The sequence below is a fragment of the Neisseria sp. HMSC064D07 genome, assembly GCF_001837185.1.
Classification (GTDB): Bacteria; Pseudomonadota; Gammaproteobacteria; order Burkholderiales; family Neisseriaceae; genus Neisseria; species Neisseria flavescens_C.
In genome coordinates this window covers 153,375-169,372 of record NZ_KV831677.1, presented here as the reverse complement: position 1 = coordinate 169,372, position 15,998 = coordinate 153,375, and the positions used below count along the sequence as shown (strand labels likewise).

At 47.7% G+C, this 15,998-nt stretch carries 18 protein-coding genes; 16 read left to right on the top strand and 2 right to left on the bottom strand.

The annotated features are described in order from the left end of the window. Positions 1 to 47: 47 nt before the first annotated feature. Complete coding sequence (locus tag HMPREF2608_RS05020) at positions 48 to 629, bottom strand: superoxide dismutase (RefSeq protein WP_070460856.1); 582 nt, start codon at positions 627 to 629, stop codon at positions 48 to 50. A gap of 154 nt (positions 630 to 783) precedes the next feature. Here HMPREF2608_RS05020 and dnaB point away from each other — a divergent pair, with 154 nt between their 5' ends. From dnaB to HMPREF2608_RS04990, 6 genes are all read left to right on the top strand, one after another. Then, entirely contained in the window at positions 784 to 2,190 is a 1,407-nt protein-coding gene (gene dnaB / locus HMPREF2608_RS05015; protein ID WP_070826195.1) for a replicative DNA helicase, read from the top strand. 157 nt (positions 2,191 to 2,347) lie between these two features. Next, the gene (locus tag HMPREF2608_RS05010; protein WP_070826194.1) at positions 2,348 to 3,013 is read left to right on the top strand and encodes a pilus assembly FimT family protein; all 666 of its coding nucleotides are present in this window, start codon (positions 2,348 to 2,350) and stop codon (positions 3,011 to 3,013) included. Positions 3,014 to 3,028: 15 nt separating this feature from the next. Further along, positions 3,029 to 3,676 carry a type IV pilus modification protein PilV gene (gene pilV / locus HMPREF2608_RS05005; RefSeq protein ID WP_210402766.1) on the top strand — a complete coding sequence of 216 codons (648 nt, stop codon included), beginning with the start codon at positions 3,029 to 3,031 and terminating at the stop codon, positions 3,674 to 3,676. Positions 3,677 to 3,678: 2 nt separating this feature from the next. Continuing rightward, the gene (locus tag HMPREF2608_RS05000; RefSeq protein WP_070826192.1) at positions 3,679 to 4,614 is read left to right on the top strand and encodes a PilW family protein; all 936 of its coding nucleotides are present in this window, start codon (positions 3,679 to 3,681) and stop codon (positions 4,612 to 4,614) included. Continuing rightward, complete coding sequence (locus tag HMPREF2608_RS04995) at positions 4,593 to 5,138, top strand: pilus assembly PilX family protein (RefSeq protein WP_070826191.1); 546 nt, start codon at positions 4,593 to 4,595, stop codon at positions 5,136 to 5,138. The genes HMPREF2608_RS05000 and HMPREF2608_RS04995 overlap by 22 nt, the downstream gene beginning before the upstream one ends. 4 nt (positions 5,139 to 5,142) lie before the next feature. Beyond that, entirely contained in the window at positions 5,143 to 5,631 is a 489-nt protein-coding gene (locus tag HMPREF2608_RS04990) for a PilX family type IV pilin (RefSeq protein ID WP_070826190.1), read from the top strand. 52 nt (positions 5,632 to 5,683) lie between these two features. Here HMPREF2608_RS04990 and HMPREF2608_RS04985 read toward each other — a convergent pair whose 3' ends face one another. Next, complete coding sequence (locus tag HMPREF2608_RS04985; RefSeq protein WP_070826189.1) at positions 5,684 to 6,304, bottom strand: Smr/MutS family protein; 621 nt, start codon at positions 6,302 to 6,304, stop codon at positions 5,684 to 5,686. A 136-nt stretch (positions 6,305 to 6,440) separates the two neighbouring features. On the opposite strand from HMPREF2608_RS04985, the gene HMPREF2608_RS04980 reads away from it, so the two are divergent. The 10 genes from HMPREF2608_RS04980 (at position 6,441) to mutL (ending at position 15,957) form a co-directional block, all read left to right on the top strand. Then, entirely contained in the window at positions 6,441 to 6,818 is a 378-nt protein-coding gene (locus tag HMPREF2608_RS04980) for a hypothetical protein (RefSeq protein WP_070826188.1), read from the top strand. Positions 6,819 to 6,953: 135 nt separating this feature from the next. Further along, positions 6,954 to 8,429, top strand: a complete 1,476-nt coding sequence (trpE, locus tag HMPREF2608_RS04975) for an anthranilate synthase component I (protein ID WP_070826187.1) — start codon at positions 6,954 to 6,956, stop codon at positions 8,427 to 8,429. Between the two features lie 64 nt (positions 8,430 to 8,493). Then, positions 8,494 to 9,114, top strand: a complete 621-nt coding sequence (locus HMPREF2608_RS04970) for a hypothetical protein (protein ID WP_084824585.1) — start codon at positions 8,494 to 8,496, stop codon at positions 9,112 to 9,114. 35 nt (positions 9,115 to 9,149) lie between these two features. Further along, positions 9,150 to 9,440, top strand: coding sequence for a hypothetical protein (locus HMPREF2608_RS04965; protein WP_070826185.1), 291 nt, complete (start codon positions 9,150 to 9,152; stop codon positions 9,438 to 9,440). A 9-nt stretch (positions 9,441 to 9,449) separates the two neighbouring features. Next, a complete protein-coding gene (locus tag HMPREF2608_RS04960) occupies positions 9,450 to 10,064 on the top strand; it encodes a hypothetical protein (protein ID WP_070826184.1) in 615 nt (204 codons plus the stop codon). Between the two features lie 3 nt (positions 10,065 to 10,067). Next, on the top strand, positions 10,068 to 11,501 hold the full coding sequence (locus HMPREF2608_RS04955) for a hypothetical protein (protein ID WP_070826183.1): 1,434 nt from the start codon (positions 10,068 to 10,070) through the stop codon (positions 11,499 to 11,501). 98 nt (positions 11,502 to 11,599) lie between these two features. After that, complete coding sequence (locus tag HMPREF2608_RS04950; protein ID WP_070826182.1) at positions 11,600 to 12,169, top strand: RNA 2'-phosphotransferase; 570 nt, start codon at positions 11,600 to 11,602, stop codon at positions 12,167 to 12,169. Positions 12,170 to 12,252: 83 nt separating this feature from the next. After that, positions 12,253 to 13,389, top strand: a complete 1,137-nt coding sequence (locus HMPREF2608_RS04945; protein WP_070826181.1) for a 5-(carboxyamino)imidazole ribonucleotide synthase — start codon at positions 12,253 to 12,255, stop codon at positions 13,387 to 13,389. Positions 13,390 to 13,461: 72 nt separating this feature from the next. Continuing rightward, positions 13,462 to 13,944: a GNAT family N-acetyltransferase gene (locus tag HMPREF2608_RS04940; protein ID WP_003678948.1), complete on the top strand. Its 483-nt coding sequence runs from the start codon at positions 13,462 to 13,464 to the stop codon at positions 13,942 to 13,944. A gap of 36 nt (positions 13,945 to 13,980) precedes the next feature. Continuing rightward, the gene (gene mutL, locus HMPREF2608_RS04935) at positions 13,981 to 15,957 is read left to right on the top strand and encodes a DNA mismatch repair endonuclease MutL (protein ID WP_070826180.1); all 1,977 of its coding nucleotides are present in this window, start codon (positions 13,981 to 13,983) and stop codon (positions 15,955 to 15,957) included. Positions 15,958 to 15,998 lie beyond the last annotated feature (41 nt).

The following is a 15,998-nucleotide window of genomic DNA, read 5'->3' as shown; positions in this document are numbered from 1 at the left end:
AAAGGCCGTCTGAAAATTTTTCAGACGGCCTTTTCATTCATATCGTTTTATGCGGCAAAGCGTTTGGCAACTTCATCCCAGTTAACAATTTCCCAGAAACCTTTCAGGTAGTTAGGACGGCTGTTACGGTAGTCGATGTAGTAGGCGTGTTCCCATACGTCGCAAGTCAACAGCGGAGTGTTTTCAGTAGTCAGCGGAGTACCTGCATTAGAAGTAGAAACCAGATCCAATTCACCGGCAGGCGTTTTCACCAACCATGCCCAACCAGAGCCGAAAGTACCGGCCGCGCAAGCATCGAACGCTTCTTGGAATTTCTCGAAGCTGCCCCATTTGGCATCGATGGCCGCAGCCAATTCGCCGGCAGGTTTGCCTTGGCCTTTAGGGGTAAAGCCCAGCCAGTAGAAAGTATGGTTCCACGTTTGGGCAGCGTTGTTGAACATACCGCCGGAAGATTTTTTCAGGATTTCTTCCAAAGGCATTTCTTCAAACTCAGTGCCTTTGATTTGATTGTTCAAATTGGTGATGTAAGTTTGATGGTGTTTGCCGTAGTGAAACTCCAAAGTTTCTTTGGTCAGATGAGGGGACAACGCATCCAGTTCATAAGGCAATTGTGGCAGCTTGTGTTCCATTTTTATGCTCCTAATTATTGATATTTATATTTTGGTAGTGTGTGTTGTCAAATCGACAACATTGCTATTTTACCTGCTTTAGCCTAAACAAACCAATTGAACTTACACTGCGCTATAATAGTGGATTGCAATTTTCCAGCCAGAGATGCCCGTCATGAGCAATTATTCCGATATGCCGTCTGAAGACCGTGAAATCAGCGCATTGTCACTGCCGCCACATTCCACTGAAGCGGAGCAATCCGTATTGGGCGGCTTGATGCTGGAAAATTCTGCTTGGGACCGTATTGCTGATGTCGTTTCCGGCGAGGATTTCTATCGCCACGAACACCGCCTGATTTTTCGTGCGATTGCCAACCTGATTAATGAAAGCCGTCCTGCCGACGTTATTACCGTCCAAGAAAATTTGGAACGCAATGAAGAATTGGAAGCGGCAGGCGGATTCAACTATCTGATTACACTGGCGCAAAACACACCATCCGCAGCCAATATCCGCCGCTACGCCGAAATCGTGCGCGAGCGTTCCATCATGCGCCAGCTTGCCGAAGTCGGTACAGAAATTGCACGCAGCGCATACAATCCGCAAGGGCGTGATGCAGGCCAGCTTTTGGACGAGGCAGAAAACAAAGTATTCCAAATCGCCGAAAGTACCGCCAAATCCAAACAAGGCTTCCTTGAGATGCCCGACCTTTTGAAAGAAGTGGTCGAGCGCATCGATATGCTTTATTCGCGCGACAATCCTGATGAGGTAACCGGCATATCGACAGGTTTTATCGACCTCGACAAAAAAACATCAGGCCTTCAACCGGGCGATTTGATTATCGTGGCGGGCCGTCCGTCTATGGGTAAAACCGCCTTTTCAATCAACATCGCAGAACACGTTGCCGTAGAGGGCAAACTGCCTGTCGCCGTATTTTCGATGGAGATGGGCGGTGCGCAGCTGGTTATGCGTATGCTGAGTTCAGTCGGACGTTTAGACCAAAGCGTTTTAAAAACCGGCAGATTGCAAGACGAACACTGGGGCCGTCTGAACGAAGCAGTTGTTAAACTCTCCGATGCACCAATATATATCGATGAAACTCCGGGTTTGACCGCGCTCGAACTCCGCGCCCGCGCCCGCCGTCTTGCGCGCCAGTTCAACGGCAAATTGGGCTTGATCGTCATCGACTATCTGCAATTAATGTCAGGTTCCGGCCGTTCTGACAACCGCGCTTCCGAGCTTGGCGAAATTTCGCGCTCCCTCAAAGCATTGGCTAAAGAATTGCAAGTTCCCGTCATTGCCCTGTCGCAGTTGAGCCGTACGGTTGAGCAACGTACCGACAAACGCCCGATGATGTCCGACTTGCGTGAATCCGGCGCAATCGAACAAGATGCCGACTTGATTATGTTTATGTATCGCGACGAATACTACAACTCAGAATCACCCGCAAAAGGCTTGGCGGAATGTATTATCGGTAAACACCGTAACGGTCCCGTCGGGAAAGTATTCCTCACTTGGATGGGTCAATTTACCAAATTTGATAATGCCGCCTATGTTCCAGAATCCATGTTGATGGAAGATTGAGACAGGTTATCTGAAAAACTAACCGAATTTCATATTTTATTAGTCACGCATTCCAAAATCGTTTAGAATAAATCCAATAAAAGCAAAAGCATTGCCACAGGCAAATGCAAAAGAGAAAACGTCGGTTACCCCAACACATTACTACCAAAAATCACTCATGTATCAGACACAAAAAGGCTTCACTCTAATTGAGTTGCTGATCGTCATTACTATTGCAGCAGTAATGGCCGTCATCGCACTTCCCAATATGAATCAATGGATTGCCTCCAGACGTGCGGCATCGCAAGCAGAGCAAATTGCCAATCTGCTGCGCTTCGCGCGAAATGAGGCCGTCCGTCTCAATCTTCCCGTTTACATCTGCCCGGTCAAAATCAAATCCGATGGATCGCCCAATAACGGTTGCAATTCCAAATATGCCGGTAATGGTATGTTGGCCTACGCCGATAAAAACGGAGATTCCAACTATAAAAACGATACAGTCGATTTATCCGTCCGCTCCATTATTCTCAATGGAGGCACCGACAAAGTAGAATACAGCTTCGACTACATCCCTATCGGCAATGACCGTTCTGCCCTCTCTACTTCAGCTTCAAAAGAAGTCTGGTGGAGATTCCTGCCCAATGGTACATTTGGCCATTCGACCGATGGCAAGAATTATCAATTTTCAGACGGCCACATCAAAATCAGCCTGACAGATAAATCCGCTGCCGATGCTGAAACCAAGAAAGCCCGTGCTACCGTACTTTTAATTAATGGCAATGGGCATGTCGAAATCTGTGCTAAAAACGATGAGCGCAAAATGTGCGAATACACTTCCAAATAATAACAACGGTATCTTATGAACATTACTAATCCTACTCATCTCAGATCATTTAAAGGCCGTCTGAAAACAAGCTCAACAAGCTCTACTCCAAAACTTCAATCAGGTATGACCCTGATTGAAGTTTTGATTGCCATGTTTGTCCTTGCTATCGGCGTACTCGCCCTGCTGGCTGTTCAATTGCGTACCGTATCCAACGTGCGCGAGTCTGAAAATCAAACCACAGTCGCCCAAATTACGCAAAATCTGATCGAAGGCATGCTCATTAACCCAAAGCTCTCTGAAGAAACCGATACTACAGGGGAAAAAACCTCCCGTTATAAAAAATCCTATGATGCCTATCTAAAATCCGACTCTAAACAAACTGGAAAATTTGAAGCCAAAATGAGCAAAGCCCAACTTGCACAGGCTCAAATTGCACAGTTTAAGGCCGACTTAGCCAAAGCCCTTCCCGAAGCCCAAGTGTTCTCAACCATCTGCAAAGATTCTTCCGGTGCAGAGCCAACTTACGAAAATGGGTTTAACGCAAAATGCGATGGCAAAGGCGACACGACCATCGTTAAAGTTTTATGGTTGCAAGATGTCGAAGAAGAAAATAGCGCAAAAAATCTCAATAAATCGGGGCATCACGTTGTCTATACCTACCAATCACGCGTAAGAGACTAACAATGAACAATAAACGCTTACTCAACCATATTTCCAATAAAACCGCGATGCGCGGTTTCAGTATCCTTGAATTTCTGGTTGCCAGCCTGCTCAGTATGATCGTCTTAATGGCTGTCAGCTCCACCTACTTCACTGCACGCGGATTAAACAAATCTGCCAACTCCCGCATCGGTATCCAGCAAGATTTGCGCAACACCGCCAACATGATCGTCCGCGATGCGCGTATGGCAGGCAATTTCGGTTGCTTCAACATGTCGAATTCTCCCGCCTCTGCAGTAATAGAAGACAAAGGCTCGGATGAATACACATTGAAAACAGCTGGTGTGAATAAGCTGTTGCCAGTTAAAGAAATCAATAAATTAGGCTATGCAGGTTTTGCTCAAACCGGCAAAGCCCTGCTGTTTCAATATGGAATCGACAAAGCAAACCCTGCTGCAAAAACTGCCATTGCCAGCAGCTGTTTCGGTATTGCCAAACCTCAAACAGAAATTAAAGATTTGGCGGCGGCAAAAATGGCTTTAAAAATTAACGACTCTGATCAAGACGGCAGTATCGCCATTATGAAACATGAAATGATTGCCTACGCTGTCGGTAAACTTGGCGAAGAGAGCGGTTTGTTCCGTTTCCAATTATCAAATGATGGCTCATGGAGTAACCCGCAGCTGTTGATTAAAGGCATCACTGCTATGGATATCCACTATATCTATGCAGAATGTCCTAATTCTGAAAATGCATCTGCCAGCGGAGTAAATACAGAATCATTTGATTACAAAAACGCATTGGATATCTCAGCTGAGGCTAAGTCTCCGGCTTCTATCCAAATCGTACTGAATAACGGCAGTATTGACTCATCAAAAGAACAAGACAATAAAGTCGATATCTATAATATTAATGCCACTATCCGCGGAGGAAACGTATGCGCCGACCGATCACTCTAATCAAACCTGACCGGCAGCAGGGCTATGCTTTGTTTATCGTTTTAATGATGATGGTCGTCATCGCCCTGCTCGTGGTCACAGCTACCCAGTCCTACAATACCGAACAGCGTATCAGCACCAACGATGCCGACCGCAAACTGGCAACCACTTTGGCCGAAGCGGCATTGCGTGAAGGTGAAAATCAAATTTTTGATATTGAAGGGAAAAAGACTACTTTTACCGCAAAATGTGAAAAAGGTTTATGTTCCACACCAAACGTCAAATCCAATGGCGATTTTACTGAAGAAGGTAGCCCAACCGTAGATGCTTGGAAGCGCAAATGCGACAAAAACCTGTGTATTGACACCAATGGTACGGAATATCCTTTAGATAAAAAAAGCGGCATCGCAAACAATCCACGCTACATTATCGAATATTTAGGCAAAACTACTGAGGGTCGAATTACCTACCGCGTTACCGCCAAGGCATGGGGTAAGAATGCCAATACCCAAGTCGTTCTTCAGTCTTACGTTGCCAGCGAATAATATAATGAATACTACCTCTACCCAACAACTAGGCTTTACGCTGGTTGAGATGATGATTGCCGTCGCCATCTTAGCTATCTTGAGCGTCATTGCCATTCCGTCTTACAACCGCTACATTGAACGCGGCTACCAATCACAAGCGCATGCTGAGTTAGTCGCCATCAATTCCGCTTTTAAAAACCAGATGGTTAAAAATCCAAAGTGGAAAACTGATGAGATTAAAACCAAGTTAGATGACTTTATTTCCTCATATAAAGGCCATAAAGATTTGGCAGACAAATACCAATACTCTGTCGAAATGGTTGATACCAGTACAAGCCGAGCCTATCGTTTGAAAGCCATTCCCACAAAAACAGGCTATACCCTTTCCGTTTGGATGGATAGTTTGGGCAATGCTTACAAATGCACTGATATTGATTCCGCCAATAATTTCAAAACCGCAATGACCAATGGTAAAGGTTGCGAATCGGTTTCCAAAAAGAAATCTTCTTAGTCTGATAAACATCAAAAAGCAGTGTCATTTTATCGACACTGCTTTTTTTATTTTACTGTTTCCAATCATCGTCTCGACGTTGACGTTTCAACAAAATCCTGACAGCGCCATCATTGCCTTTTCGAGGCTCGACATAAGCCAACACATCAGGATGCTGCATCAACCAGCGGCGCGTCATATTTTTTAAAACCGGTTTATAGCCTGAAGAACCCAAGCCGCTGCCGTGGACAATCTCGCCGCAAACGCCGCGTTTTTTCGTAAACTCAATAAACTCGTTCAATACCTGCTGCGCTTCTTCCTGCGTATAGCCGTGCAAATCCACATCCGCCACCACAGGATAATGGCCGTTTCGCAAACGCATCAAATCATTTTTACCCTGCCCGTTTTTACTGAACGAAGCCGGCGGTTCTTCCCAGCCGCCGCTGCCCACATAAAAATAATCTTCCTGCTCCAAAGTCGCCATTTCTTTAGATCGCGGCTTGATAGGCGATTTATCGCGGGGCTGTTCATAATAATTGCCGGCATTTTTCAACGGCGTAACCTTACCAACTGCCTTACTGAAATCCACATCCTCTACCTGCTTTTTAGCCTTCGCTTCGGCTTCCCGCTCCGCGGCTTCCTTTTTCGCCTGTTTGCCCAAAGCCTTCAGCGTTTCTTGAAAGTTTGCCGTCATGGTTTGTCCTTTCCAAAAAATTGATTGCACTCATTATAGCAAACCCGGCTACAAGGCCGTCTGAAAGACTCTTATCATCGCTTCTTGTTTAGGGTATAGTATTAACGCATTGCCAGTCTTACAAAAGAGAAAAATCATGTTTAAACGCCCGGAAGAAATCATCGTCTTGATACTTGCCCTATTATGGGTCGGACTCAGCTACTACATTGCCGCCATCCTGATTTCAGATGCCTACACCATTCTCCTGATTACCGTACTGACTTTCGTTTGGGCAGTCATCTGTTTCCTTTTATGGCAACGCAACTTAAGCCGTCATATTTGGCCGCTGTTCCTCGGCAGCCTGGTTGCCTGCTGGTGGCCGTACTTCACTTGGCTTGCAAGCGATGTTCCCGAAGGCACATGGTATTCAGGCTGGACATTCAAATCCATTATCGCCCTGATTCCCGTTGTTGCCGCTTATATTTTCAAGTGGAAACGGAGCCGAAAAAACAAAATCTCCAATACCCTTGCCTGATACCTCGCGCCGTCTTTTTCAGACGGCGTTTTCCATATCTGACATAACGCTCAGACTGTCAACAATCCCAATAAAATGCTATACTCTTCACACGATTTAACACCCTAAAACAGGCCGTCTGAAAGACTTATCAAGATGATCAGCAAACAAGAATACCAAGCCCAAGCCGCACAAGGTTACAACCGCATTCCACTCGTTCAAGAGCTGCTTGCCGACTTGGACACACCGCTCTCAATCTACCTCAAACTTGCCAACAAGCCTTTCACCTACCTGCTCGAATCCGTTGTCGGTGGCGAACGCTTCGGCCGCTATTCCTTTATCGGTCTGCCTTGCAGCCATTATCTCAAAACCAGCGGCAAACATGTCGATGTGTATCAAAACGGCGAAATCGTCGAACAACACGACGGCAATCCCCTGCCCTTTATCGAAGCCTTCCACAACCGCTTCAAAACGCCCGAAATCCCAAGCCTGCCACGCTTTACCGGCGGCCTGGTCGGCTATTTCGGTTATGAAACCATCTACAATTTTGAACATTTTGCCCACCGCCTGAAACATACGGCCAAAGCCGATCCGCTCGGTACGCCCGACATCCTCCTGATGCTCTCGCAAGAGCTTGCCGTAGTGGATAACCTAAGCGGCAAAATCTACCTGATTGTTTATGCCGATCCGTCTCAAGCCAACGGCTACGAACGCGCGCGCGAACGACTTGAAGACATCCGTACCCAGTTACGCCAAAGTTGCGCCATCCCGCTTTCCCTTGGCAGCAAACAAACCCAAGCAGTCAGCGAATTTGAAGAAGAACCTTTCAAAGTCTGCGTCAACAAAATCAAAGACTACATCTTTGCAGGCGACTGCATGCAGGTTGTCCCCAGTCAACGCATGAGCATGGAATTTACCGACAATCCGCTTGCCCTCTACCGCGCCCTGCGTACGCTGAACCCATCGCCGTATATGTTCTACTACGATTTCAGCGATTTCCATATTGTCGGCTCTTCGCCTGAAATCCTCGTCCGCCGCGAACGCGACGATGTCATCGTCCGTCCTATCGCCGGTACACGCCTGCGTGGCAAAACACCAGCCGAAGACCTCGCCAACGAGCAAGACCTGCTGAGCGATGCCAAAGAAATTGCCGAACACGTCATGTTGATTGACTTAGGACGCAACGACGTCGGCCGTATCAGTAAAACCGGCGAAGTCAAAGTCACCGACAAAATGGTGATTGAAAAATACTCCCATGTAATGCACATCGTCTCCAACGTCGAAGGCCGTCTGAAAGACGGTATGACCAACATGGACATCCTCGCCGCCACCTTCCCGGCAGGCACACTTTCAGGCGCACCCAAAGTCCGCGCCATGGAGATCATCGAAGAAGTCGAACCAAGCAAACGCGGCATCTACGGCGGCGCAGTCGGCGTATGGAGTTTCAACAACGACATGGACTTAGCCATTGCCATCCGTACTGCCGTGATTAAAAACAATACCCTCTTCGTCCAAAGTGGCGCAGGCATAGTTGCCGACTCCGACCCAACATCCGAATGGCAGGAAACTCAAAATAAAGCCCGCGCAGTAATCCGCGCAGCACAAATGGTGCAAGAAGGATTGGATAAATAATTTTCAGATGGCCTTTTTGACTGAAGTTTATCCAAAAGAAAACTTATCTCTAAAGAAAAAAACCATGAAATACGGAACCGCAATTATATTAACTGTCGGGCTGCTTTCAGCCTGTTCTTCCGTCAACACAATGCCTACAAAAGAGAGTAAAACCATAAATCAGAATATACAAACCACACCTGGAAGACCAAACCTGACCGCACCCGAAGTATTGACTAAGGTATTGGATTTCTTACGCTATGCCCAATCGCCTGAGGACTTCCGGATTGAAACGGCGGAAAAGGTGATGAAAATGAAACTTGCCCCATATAGCAAAGAAGAAAAATCGCCATGGGATTTTTATGCAGGTAATAATTTTGGAAATACCGGCTGGAGCTGGTGGATTAATTTCGATTTGGATAAAAGTGGGACAATGCGTTTATATTTCGGTGATGGAGGGGGGTATCCCCCTGCCACACCGATTTGCCAGATGGATTTGGATCAGTTCCATCCACTTCTGGAGCAGGCGGGGTTTACCTATACAGGGAAGGGACGCTTAAGCAAGCCTTTCAACGGCTATGAAAAAAAATATCCGAATGGCTACGAAGCAGATCTCCAAGTCTTTTATCAGGGGGGAAGTGCAGAAAAAGTACTGCATAAATGCATCAATGAAATTACTTTCGATATTTTCAAGCCGGAGTCATAAAACATGAGTCAGATCAATCCTCAACTGCAAAGATATTGGACGACTTTGCCCAAAATTCGCTCCCCAACGGCAAAAACTCAAACGAATACCGCAATCTGATTGCCACCGTAACGGCATCACCCGTATTGACCGAACGCCTCAATACCGCAGCGGAAAAGGGCTATTTGGACAAACTGGCGGTCAATAAAAATCCGCATGCCGGCGCCAGCTATAATACGGAGGAAACTCGGATTTCTATTAATCTGTCTCAGCTGGAAACGAGGCTGCTGTTTCAGACGACGTTTCTTGACAAAAGGCCATCTGAAAGATCAGCTTCCCAGTTTTGAAAGAACCCCATGAAATACACAATCGCAACCGTATTGACCGTCGGGCTGCTGCTTTCAGCCTGTTCTACCGTAAAACCCATGCCCGCAAAGGAGGGTAACACTATGAATCAAAATAAACAGCAGATTGCCGGAAGACCTAATCTGACCGCACCCGAAGTATTGACCAAGGTATTGGATTTCTTACGCTATGCCCAATCGCCTGAGGATTTTGAGATTGAAACGGCAGGGAAAGTGATGAATTTAAAGTTGCTGGAACGCACAGACGGTTATAGTGATTTTTATATCGGTAATAAGTTTGGCGACAGCGATTGGATCTGGTCAATTAATTTTACAAAAGATCAATCCGGAAAAATGCGCTTACATTTCGGTGATGGAGGGGGGAATCTCCCTGCCACACCGATTTGCCAGATGGATTTGGATCATTTCCATCCGCTGCTGGAGCAGGCGGGGTTTATTTACACAGGTAAAGGACATATGGGCAGACCTTTTAATGGTTACGTAAAAACGTATCCGGATGGATATAAATCTCATCTTAATGTGTTCTACCAAGGGGAAAGCAAAGAAAAAGTATTGCATGACTGTATCAATGAAATTACCTTTCTTGTTTTTAAAAAAGGTTTGTAGAAAATGAATAAAATCAATCCTAAGCTGCAAACTGTTTTAGACAACTTTGCCCAAAACTCTCTACCTAACGGCAAAAAGTCAGATGAATACCGTAATCTGCTTGCTGCAGTAACTGCTTCCCCTGCATTAAACGAAAGGCTCAATACGGCAGCAGAAAAAGGCTATTTGGATAAGATAACTGTCAACCAAAATCCTCATGCCGGAGCGAGCTATAGTTCAGAAAAAAAACAAATTTCCATCAACTTGCTAAAATTGGAAACTTCGGCCGAACAAAAATCTCTTATCTTCCAACTCGGACACGAAATCCAGCACGGTTTCTTTTACTACGAACAGGGACATAAAGAAACGGAAAACCGGGTACTTGCCGAAATCGACAAAATTGCAGAAAGCGATGCCAAGCGCAAAGACTATACGAGGCCTGCAAAAACGTTGCAGGATGCTGAACGCAACGATGAGGCGTTGGCAATGATTGCGGGCTGGAATGCCGTCGTCAGCTACGAACAGAAACAGCAGGGGAAAACCAAGCTCAGCCTGCAAGAGGTTGTCGGAACCGGATTCGGATACGAGCAGTATTTTTTAGATGAAAAACTATACCAACTCTATCAAAACAATGATCCAAAAGGAAAAATTATCCCTACCAAAGGTCTGAAATTCAACCCCGATATGACCATTTCCAATAATCAGCAGGAAATTCTGGCCAAAACCTATTTCGACCAACCCGGTGACCAGATCCGTTTGGGACCGCACGGCGAATCGGACTACCGCAACAGCTACGCGGCGCGCGTCATCAGCTACATCGTGCGCAAGCATTACGCACATGACCCAAAAGCCAAGCTGGTCATCGATATGAAGGGGCTGGGACTGGAAGAGCGTCAGCTCGAGATCAACGGCCTAGACTTGGGTGATGGAAACCGCCGCAGAGTATATTACGACAAATCCCACCCGAAAACACCGCAATACTTTGATCATACCATCAATGGTGACAATCAATTTGAGTATGTTCCGATTACTAACCCTAAATCTGAAACCGAAGAGCAGAACTATCCTTATTCTCTCAAAAATATGCCAGAGCAGGCGCAAAAACTTCACGCGCAAATTACAGACAAATTTACTGAATTTATAAAAAAACATCATCTGCCTTATTCAGAAGACAGTATTCAGAACAGTATTACGGCCTTAACCGCTGAAGCCTATGCTAAAAAACTTCCTGAAATTATGGCATTCAATATCACAAAAGATAACTGTCTGGGCGTCATGCATAAGGATAATGCTTTTCTCCGAATCGCTAAAGTTGATGTCAATGAAGCAATGAACATTGATTCTAGAGAAAGCTTTAAAGATATACTGAAAACTGAACAAAACTTTCAGTTAGAAGCTGAACAACGTGAAATGGAAAAACAGATGAATCATTCACAAAGTATGGGAATAGTTCGTTAATACTGTCAAAAGTAAAGCCTATAATCTCTAGAAATTTTTAGGCTACTATAAAAATTAAATACTGATCTTCTAAACTATATCAGTCTAAAATGGGCATAATGATACTAAACGAAAAACAACTAAAATCCATCAGCAAATTCCTCAGCTTTATCTTGCGCCATCATCCCGAGCAAATCGGCATTACTTTGGATAAAGACGGCTGGGTGGATATTGATACCCTACTGACGCAGGTAAACCATCCCGATCGCGACTTTACGGGCAATCCGCTGACCTACGAAATATTGTTGGAAGTGGTCGAAAACAACGATAAAAAAAGGTTTACCCTTTCTGAAGACGGCAAACGTATCCGCGCTGCACAAGGTCATTCGACGGCACAAGTTCAAATCGAACACAAAGTGGCAACGCCTCCTCAGATTTTGTATCACGGTACGGCTGAGCGCTCCGTTCCATCTATTTTGGAGCAAGGCCTGCATTCTGCCTCGCGCCATTTTGTCCATCTGTCTGCCGATGCCGAAACAGCCGTCAACGTCGGCTCCCGCCACGGCAAGCCTGTTGTATTGACCATCGACACTGTCGCCATGCTTGCAGCAGGACACCAATTTTATCTGGCGGACAACGGCGTATGGTTAACTGAAAACGTTCCGCCGCAATTTATCGGCAAACTTTAAAACATCAGGCCGTCTGAAACCCATAAACCCTTTTCAGACGGCCTGCAAACACCCTACCCAATTTCTTCATAAAGCGATTATCCATGAACACATCCCCCATCCTCCCTCCTGCTATGCTCGGCATTCTTGGCGGCGGACAATTAGGCAGAATGTTTACTGTTGCTGCCAAAACCATGGGCTACAAAGTAACCGTACTCGATCCCGACCCGAATGCGCCGGCAGCGGAATTTGCCGACTGCCATTTATGCGCGCCATTTGATGATGAAGCAGCTTTGGAAGAATTAGCAAAATGCGCGGCAGTTACGACCGAGTTTGAAAACGTCAATGCCGGCGCGATGCGTTTTCTCGCCAAACATACCAATGTTTCCCCCAGCGGCGACTGCGTTGCCATCGCGCAAAACCGCATTCAGGAAAAGGCATGGATACGAAAAGCAGGTCTGCAAACCGCACCATATCAAGCAGTTTGCAAGGCCGAAGACATTACTGAAGAAAGCGTACAATTTTTGCCCGGCATCTTGAAAACTGCCACTTTGGGCTACGACGGCAAAGGCCAAATCCGCGTAAAAACATTGGATGAACTCAAAGCCGCATTTGCCGAACACGGCGACGTGGATTGCGTTTTAGAAAAAATGGTGGACTTGCGCGGCGAGATTTCCGTTATCGTATGCCGTCTGAACAATGACAACGTGCAAACTTTCGACCCTGCCGAAAACATTCACGAAAACGGTATCCTCGCCTACTCCATCGTCCCTGCGCGTCTGAGTGCCGACATTCAGCAACAGGCGCGACAAATGGCACAGCGTTTGGCCGATGAATTGAACTACGTCGGCGTATTGGCGGTAGAAATGTTTGTTGTCGGCGACACGCATGAATTGGTCGTTAACGAAATCGCACCGCGTCCGCACAATTCCGGCCACCATACCATCGACGCCTGCGCGGCAGACCAATTCCAGCAACAGGTCCGCCTGATGTGCAACCTGCCTCCGGCTGACACTAAATTGCTGAGCTCTTGCTGTATGGCAAATATTTTGGGCGACGTTTGGAAGGAAGATGGCGGCGAACCCGAATGGCTGCCGTTGCAAAGCAACCCGAATGCACATCTGCATCTTTACGGTAAAAAAGCCGCGCGCAAAGGCCGAAAAATGGGCCACTTTACCGTCTTGGCCAACGATGCGGACAACGCATTCCAAACCGCACAAACCTTACATCAAAGCCTGTAACCTTACCCACTTTTTTCAGACGGCCTTTGATTGCCAAAGGCCGTCTGAAATCAATTTTTCCGACCATCCGCCATGAGCCTTCTGACCATCCTCCGTCCGGCAACCGAAAAAGACTGCCAAGCCATACACAATGCCCATCTGCATGCCGTTCAATACGCCTGCATCCGCAGTTACGATGAAACCATTATGCACACATGGGAAAGTCTGCTCGACATCAACAGCTATTTAGAAACCATCTCCGACAAAAACAAAGCCTTGTGGGTGGTCGAATACAAAGGGCTGATTCAAGGCTTCTTCCAAGTCGATTTCAAAGAAGCGCAACTGGACGCCTTATACGTCCATCCGCTCTTCCACAATCTCGGCTTGGGTACGGCTCTGCTCAGCCGTGCCGAAGAAATGGCACGAAATGCAGGCCTCAGCTTTCTCAAACTGTATGCTTCACTCAATTCCGTGCCTTTTTATCGCCTCAACCGCTACGAGTCGCTCGGTACTGCCGTGTTACAGCTGAACAAAACTGTCCGCGTCGAATGCGAATTGATGCGCAAATACCTGTAATTTTCTCTTCCTCCGTTGCTTTTTTGAAAGAAACCGATGTCCCGAATTGCCGCCCTGCCCGACCATCTTGTCAACCAAATCGCCGCCGGCGAAGTGGTCGAACGCCCTGCCAACGCCTTAAAAGAAATCGTTGAAAACAGTATCGATGCAGGCGCAACGGCGATTGATGTCGAGCTGGCCGGCGGCGGCATCCGCCTCATCCGCGTCAACGACAACGGCGGCGGCATCCACCCCGACGACATCGAACTCGCACTCCACCGCCACGCCACCAGCAAAATCAAAACCTTAAACGATTTGGAACACGTTGCCAGCATGGGCTTTCGAGGCGAAGGTTTGGCAAGCATCGCCTCCGTCAGCCGCCTGACCCTGACTAGCCGTCAAGAAGACAGTTCGCACGCGACCCAAGTCAAAGCCGAAGACGGCAAACTCAGCAGCCCTACAGCAGCCGCCCACCCCATCGGCACCACCATCGAGGCCGCCGAACTCTTCTTCAATACACCGGCGCGGCGCAAGTTCCTCAAATCCGAAAACACCGAATACGCCCACTGCGCCACCATGCTCGAACGCCTTGCGCTGGCGCATCCGCACATTGCCTTCTCACTCAAACGCGACGGCAAGCAAGTATTCAAACTTCCTGCACAAAGCCTGCATGAACGGATTGCCGCCATCGTCGGCGATGATTTTCAGACGGCCTCATTGGAAATTGACAGCGGCAATGGCTCGCTGCGGCTCTATGGCGCGATTGCCAAACCGACTTTCGCCAAAGGCAAAACCGACAAACAATACTGCTTCGTCAACCATCGTTTTGTCCGCGACAAAGTCATGCTCCATGCCGTCAAGCAGGCATACCGCGACGTATTGCACAACGCACTGACGCCTGCTTTCGTCCTCTTCCTCGACCTGCCGCCCGAAGCCGTAGATGTCAACGTCCACCCGACCAAAACCGAAATCCGCTTCCGTGACAGCCAGCAGGTGCATCAACTTGTGTTCCACACGCTCAACAAAGCCCTTGCCGATACGCGTGCCGACTTGACCGAAAGCGTCAGCAACGCAGGCGAAGTGCTGCATGACATTACCGGCGTTACGTCTGCCCCAATGCCGTCTGAAAACGACGGCGAAAATCTGTTTGATAGCGCATCCAACTATCCGACAGGCAACAAACCCGATACACGCAATGCCTTTGGCTCATCAGGCAAAACCGCGCCTATGCCTTACCAAGCTGCGCGCGCGCCGCAACAACACAGCCTGTCCCTGCGCGAAAGCCGTGCAGCCATGAATACTTACGCCGAGCTTTACAAAAAAACCGACGACATCGACCTTGAGTTAAGCCAATTCGAACAGGCACGTTTTGGCAATATGCCGTCTGAAACGCTTACTCCCCAAACAGATACGCCGCTTTCAGACGGCATCCCATCCCAATCCGAATTGCCGCCTCTCGGCTTTGCCATTGCCCAACTATTAGGCATCTACATTCTTGCCCAAGCCGAAGACAGCCTGCTGCTCATCGATATGCACGCTGCCGCCGAACGCGTCAACTACGAGAAAATGAAACGCCAACGTCAGGAAAACGGCAACCTGCAAAGCCAGCGCCTGCTCATTCCTGTAACCTTTGCCGCATCCCACGAAGAATGCGCCGCCCTTGCAGATCATGCCGAAACGCTGGCAGGCTTTGGCTTAGAATTGTCCGACATGGGCGGCAATACCCTTGCCGTCCGTGCAGTTCCCGCTATGCTCGGTAAAGCCGACGTCGTTTCACTAGCGAAAGATGTTTTGGAAGAACTCGCCCAAGTCGGCAGCAGCGAAACCATCGAAGAACACGAAAACCACATCCTCGCCACCATGTCCTGCCACGGCTCCGTCCGCGCCGGCCGTCGGCTTACCCTGCCGGAAATGAATGCGCTCCTGCGCGATATGGAAAATACGCCGCGCAGCAACCAGTGCAACCACGGCCGTCCAACTTGGGTCAAACTGACTTTAAAAGAATTGGATGCGTTGTTTTTACGCGGACAGTAACGCTAATAAAAAGGCCGTCTGAAAATACTTTCAGACGGCCT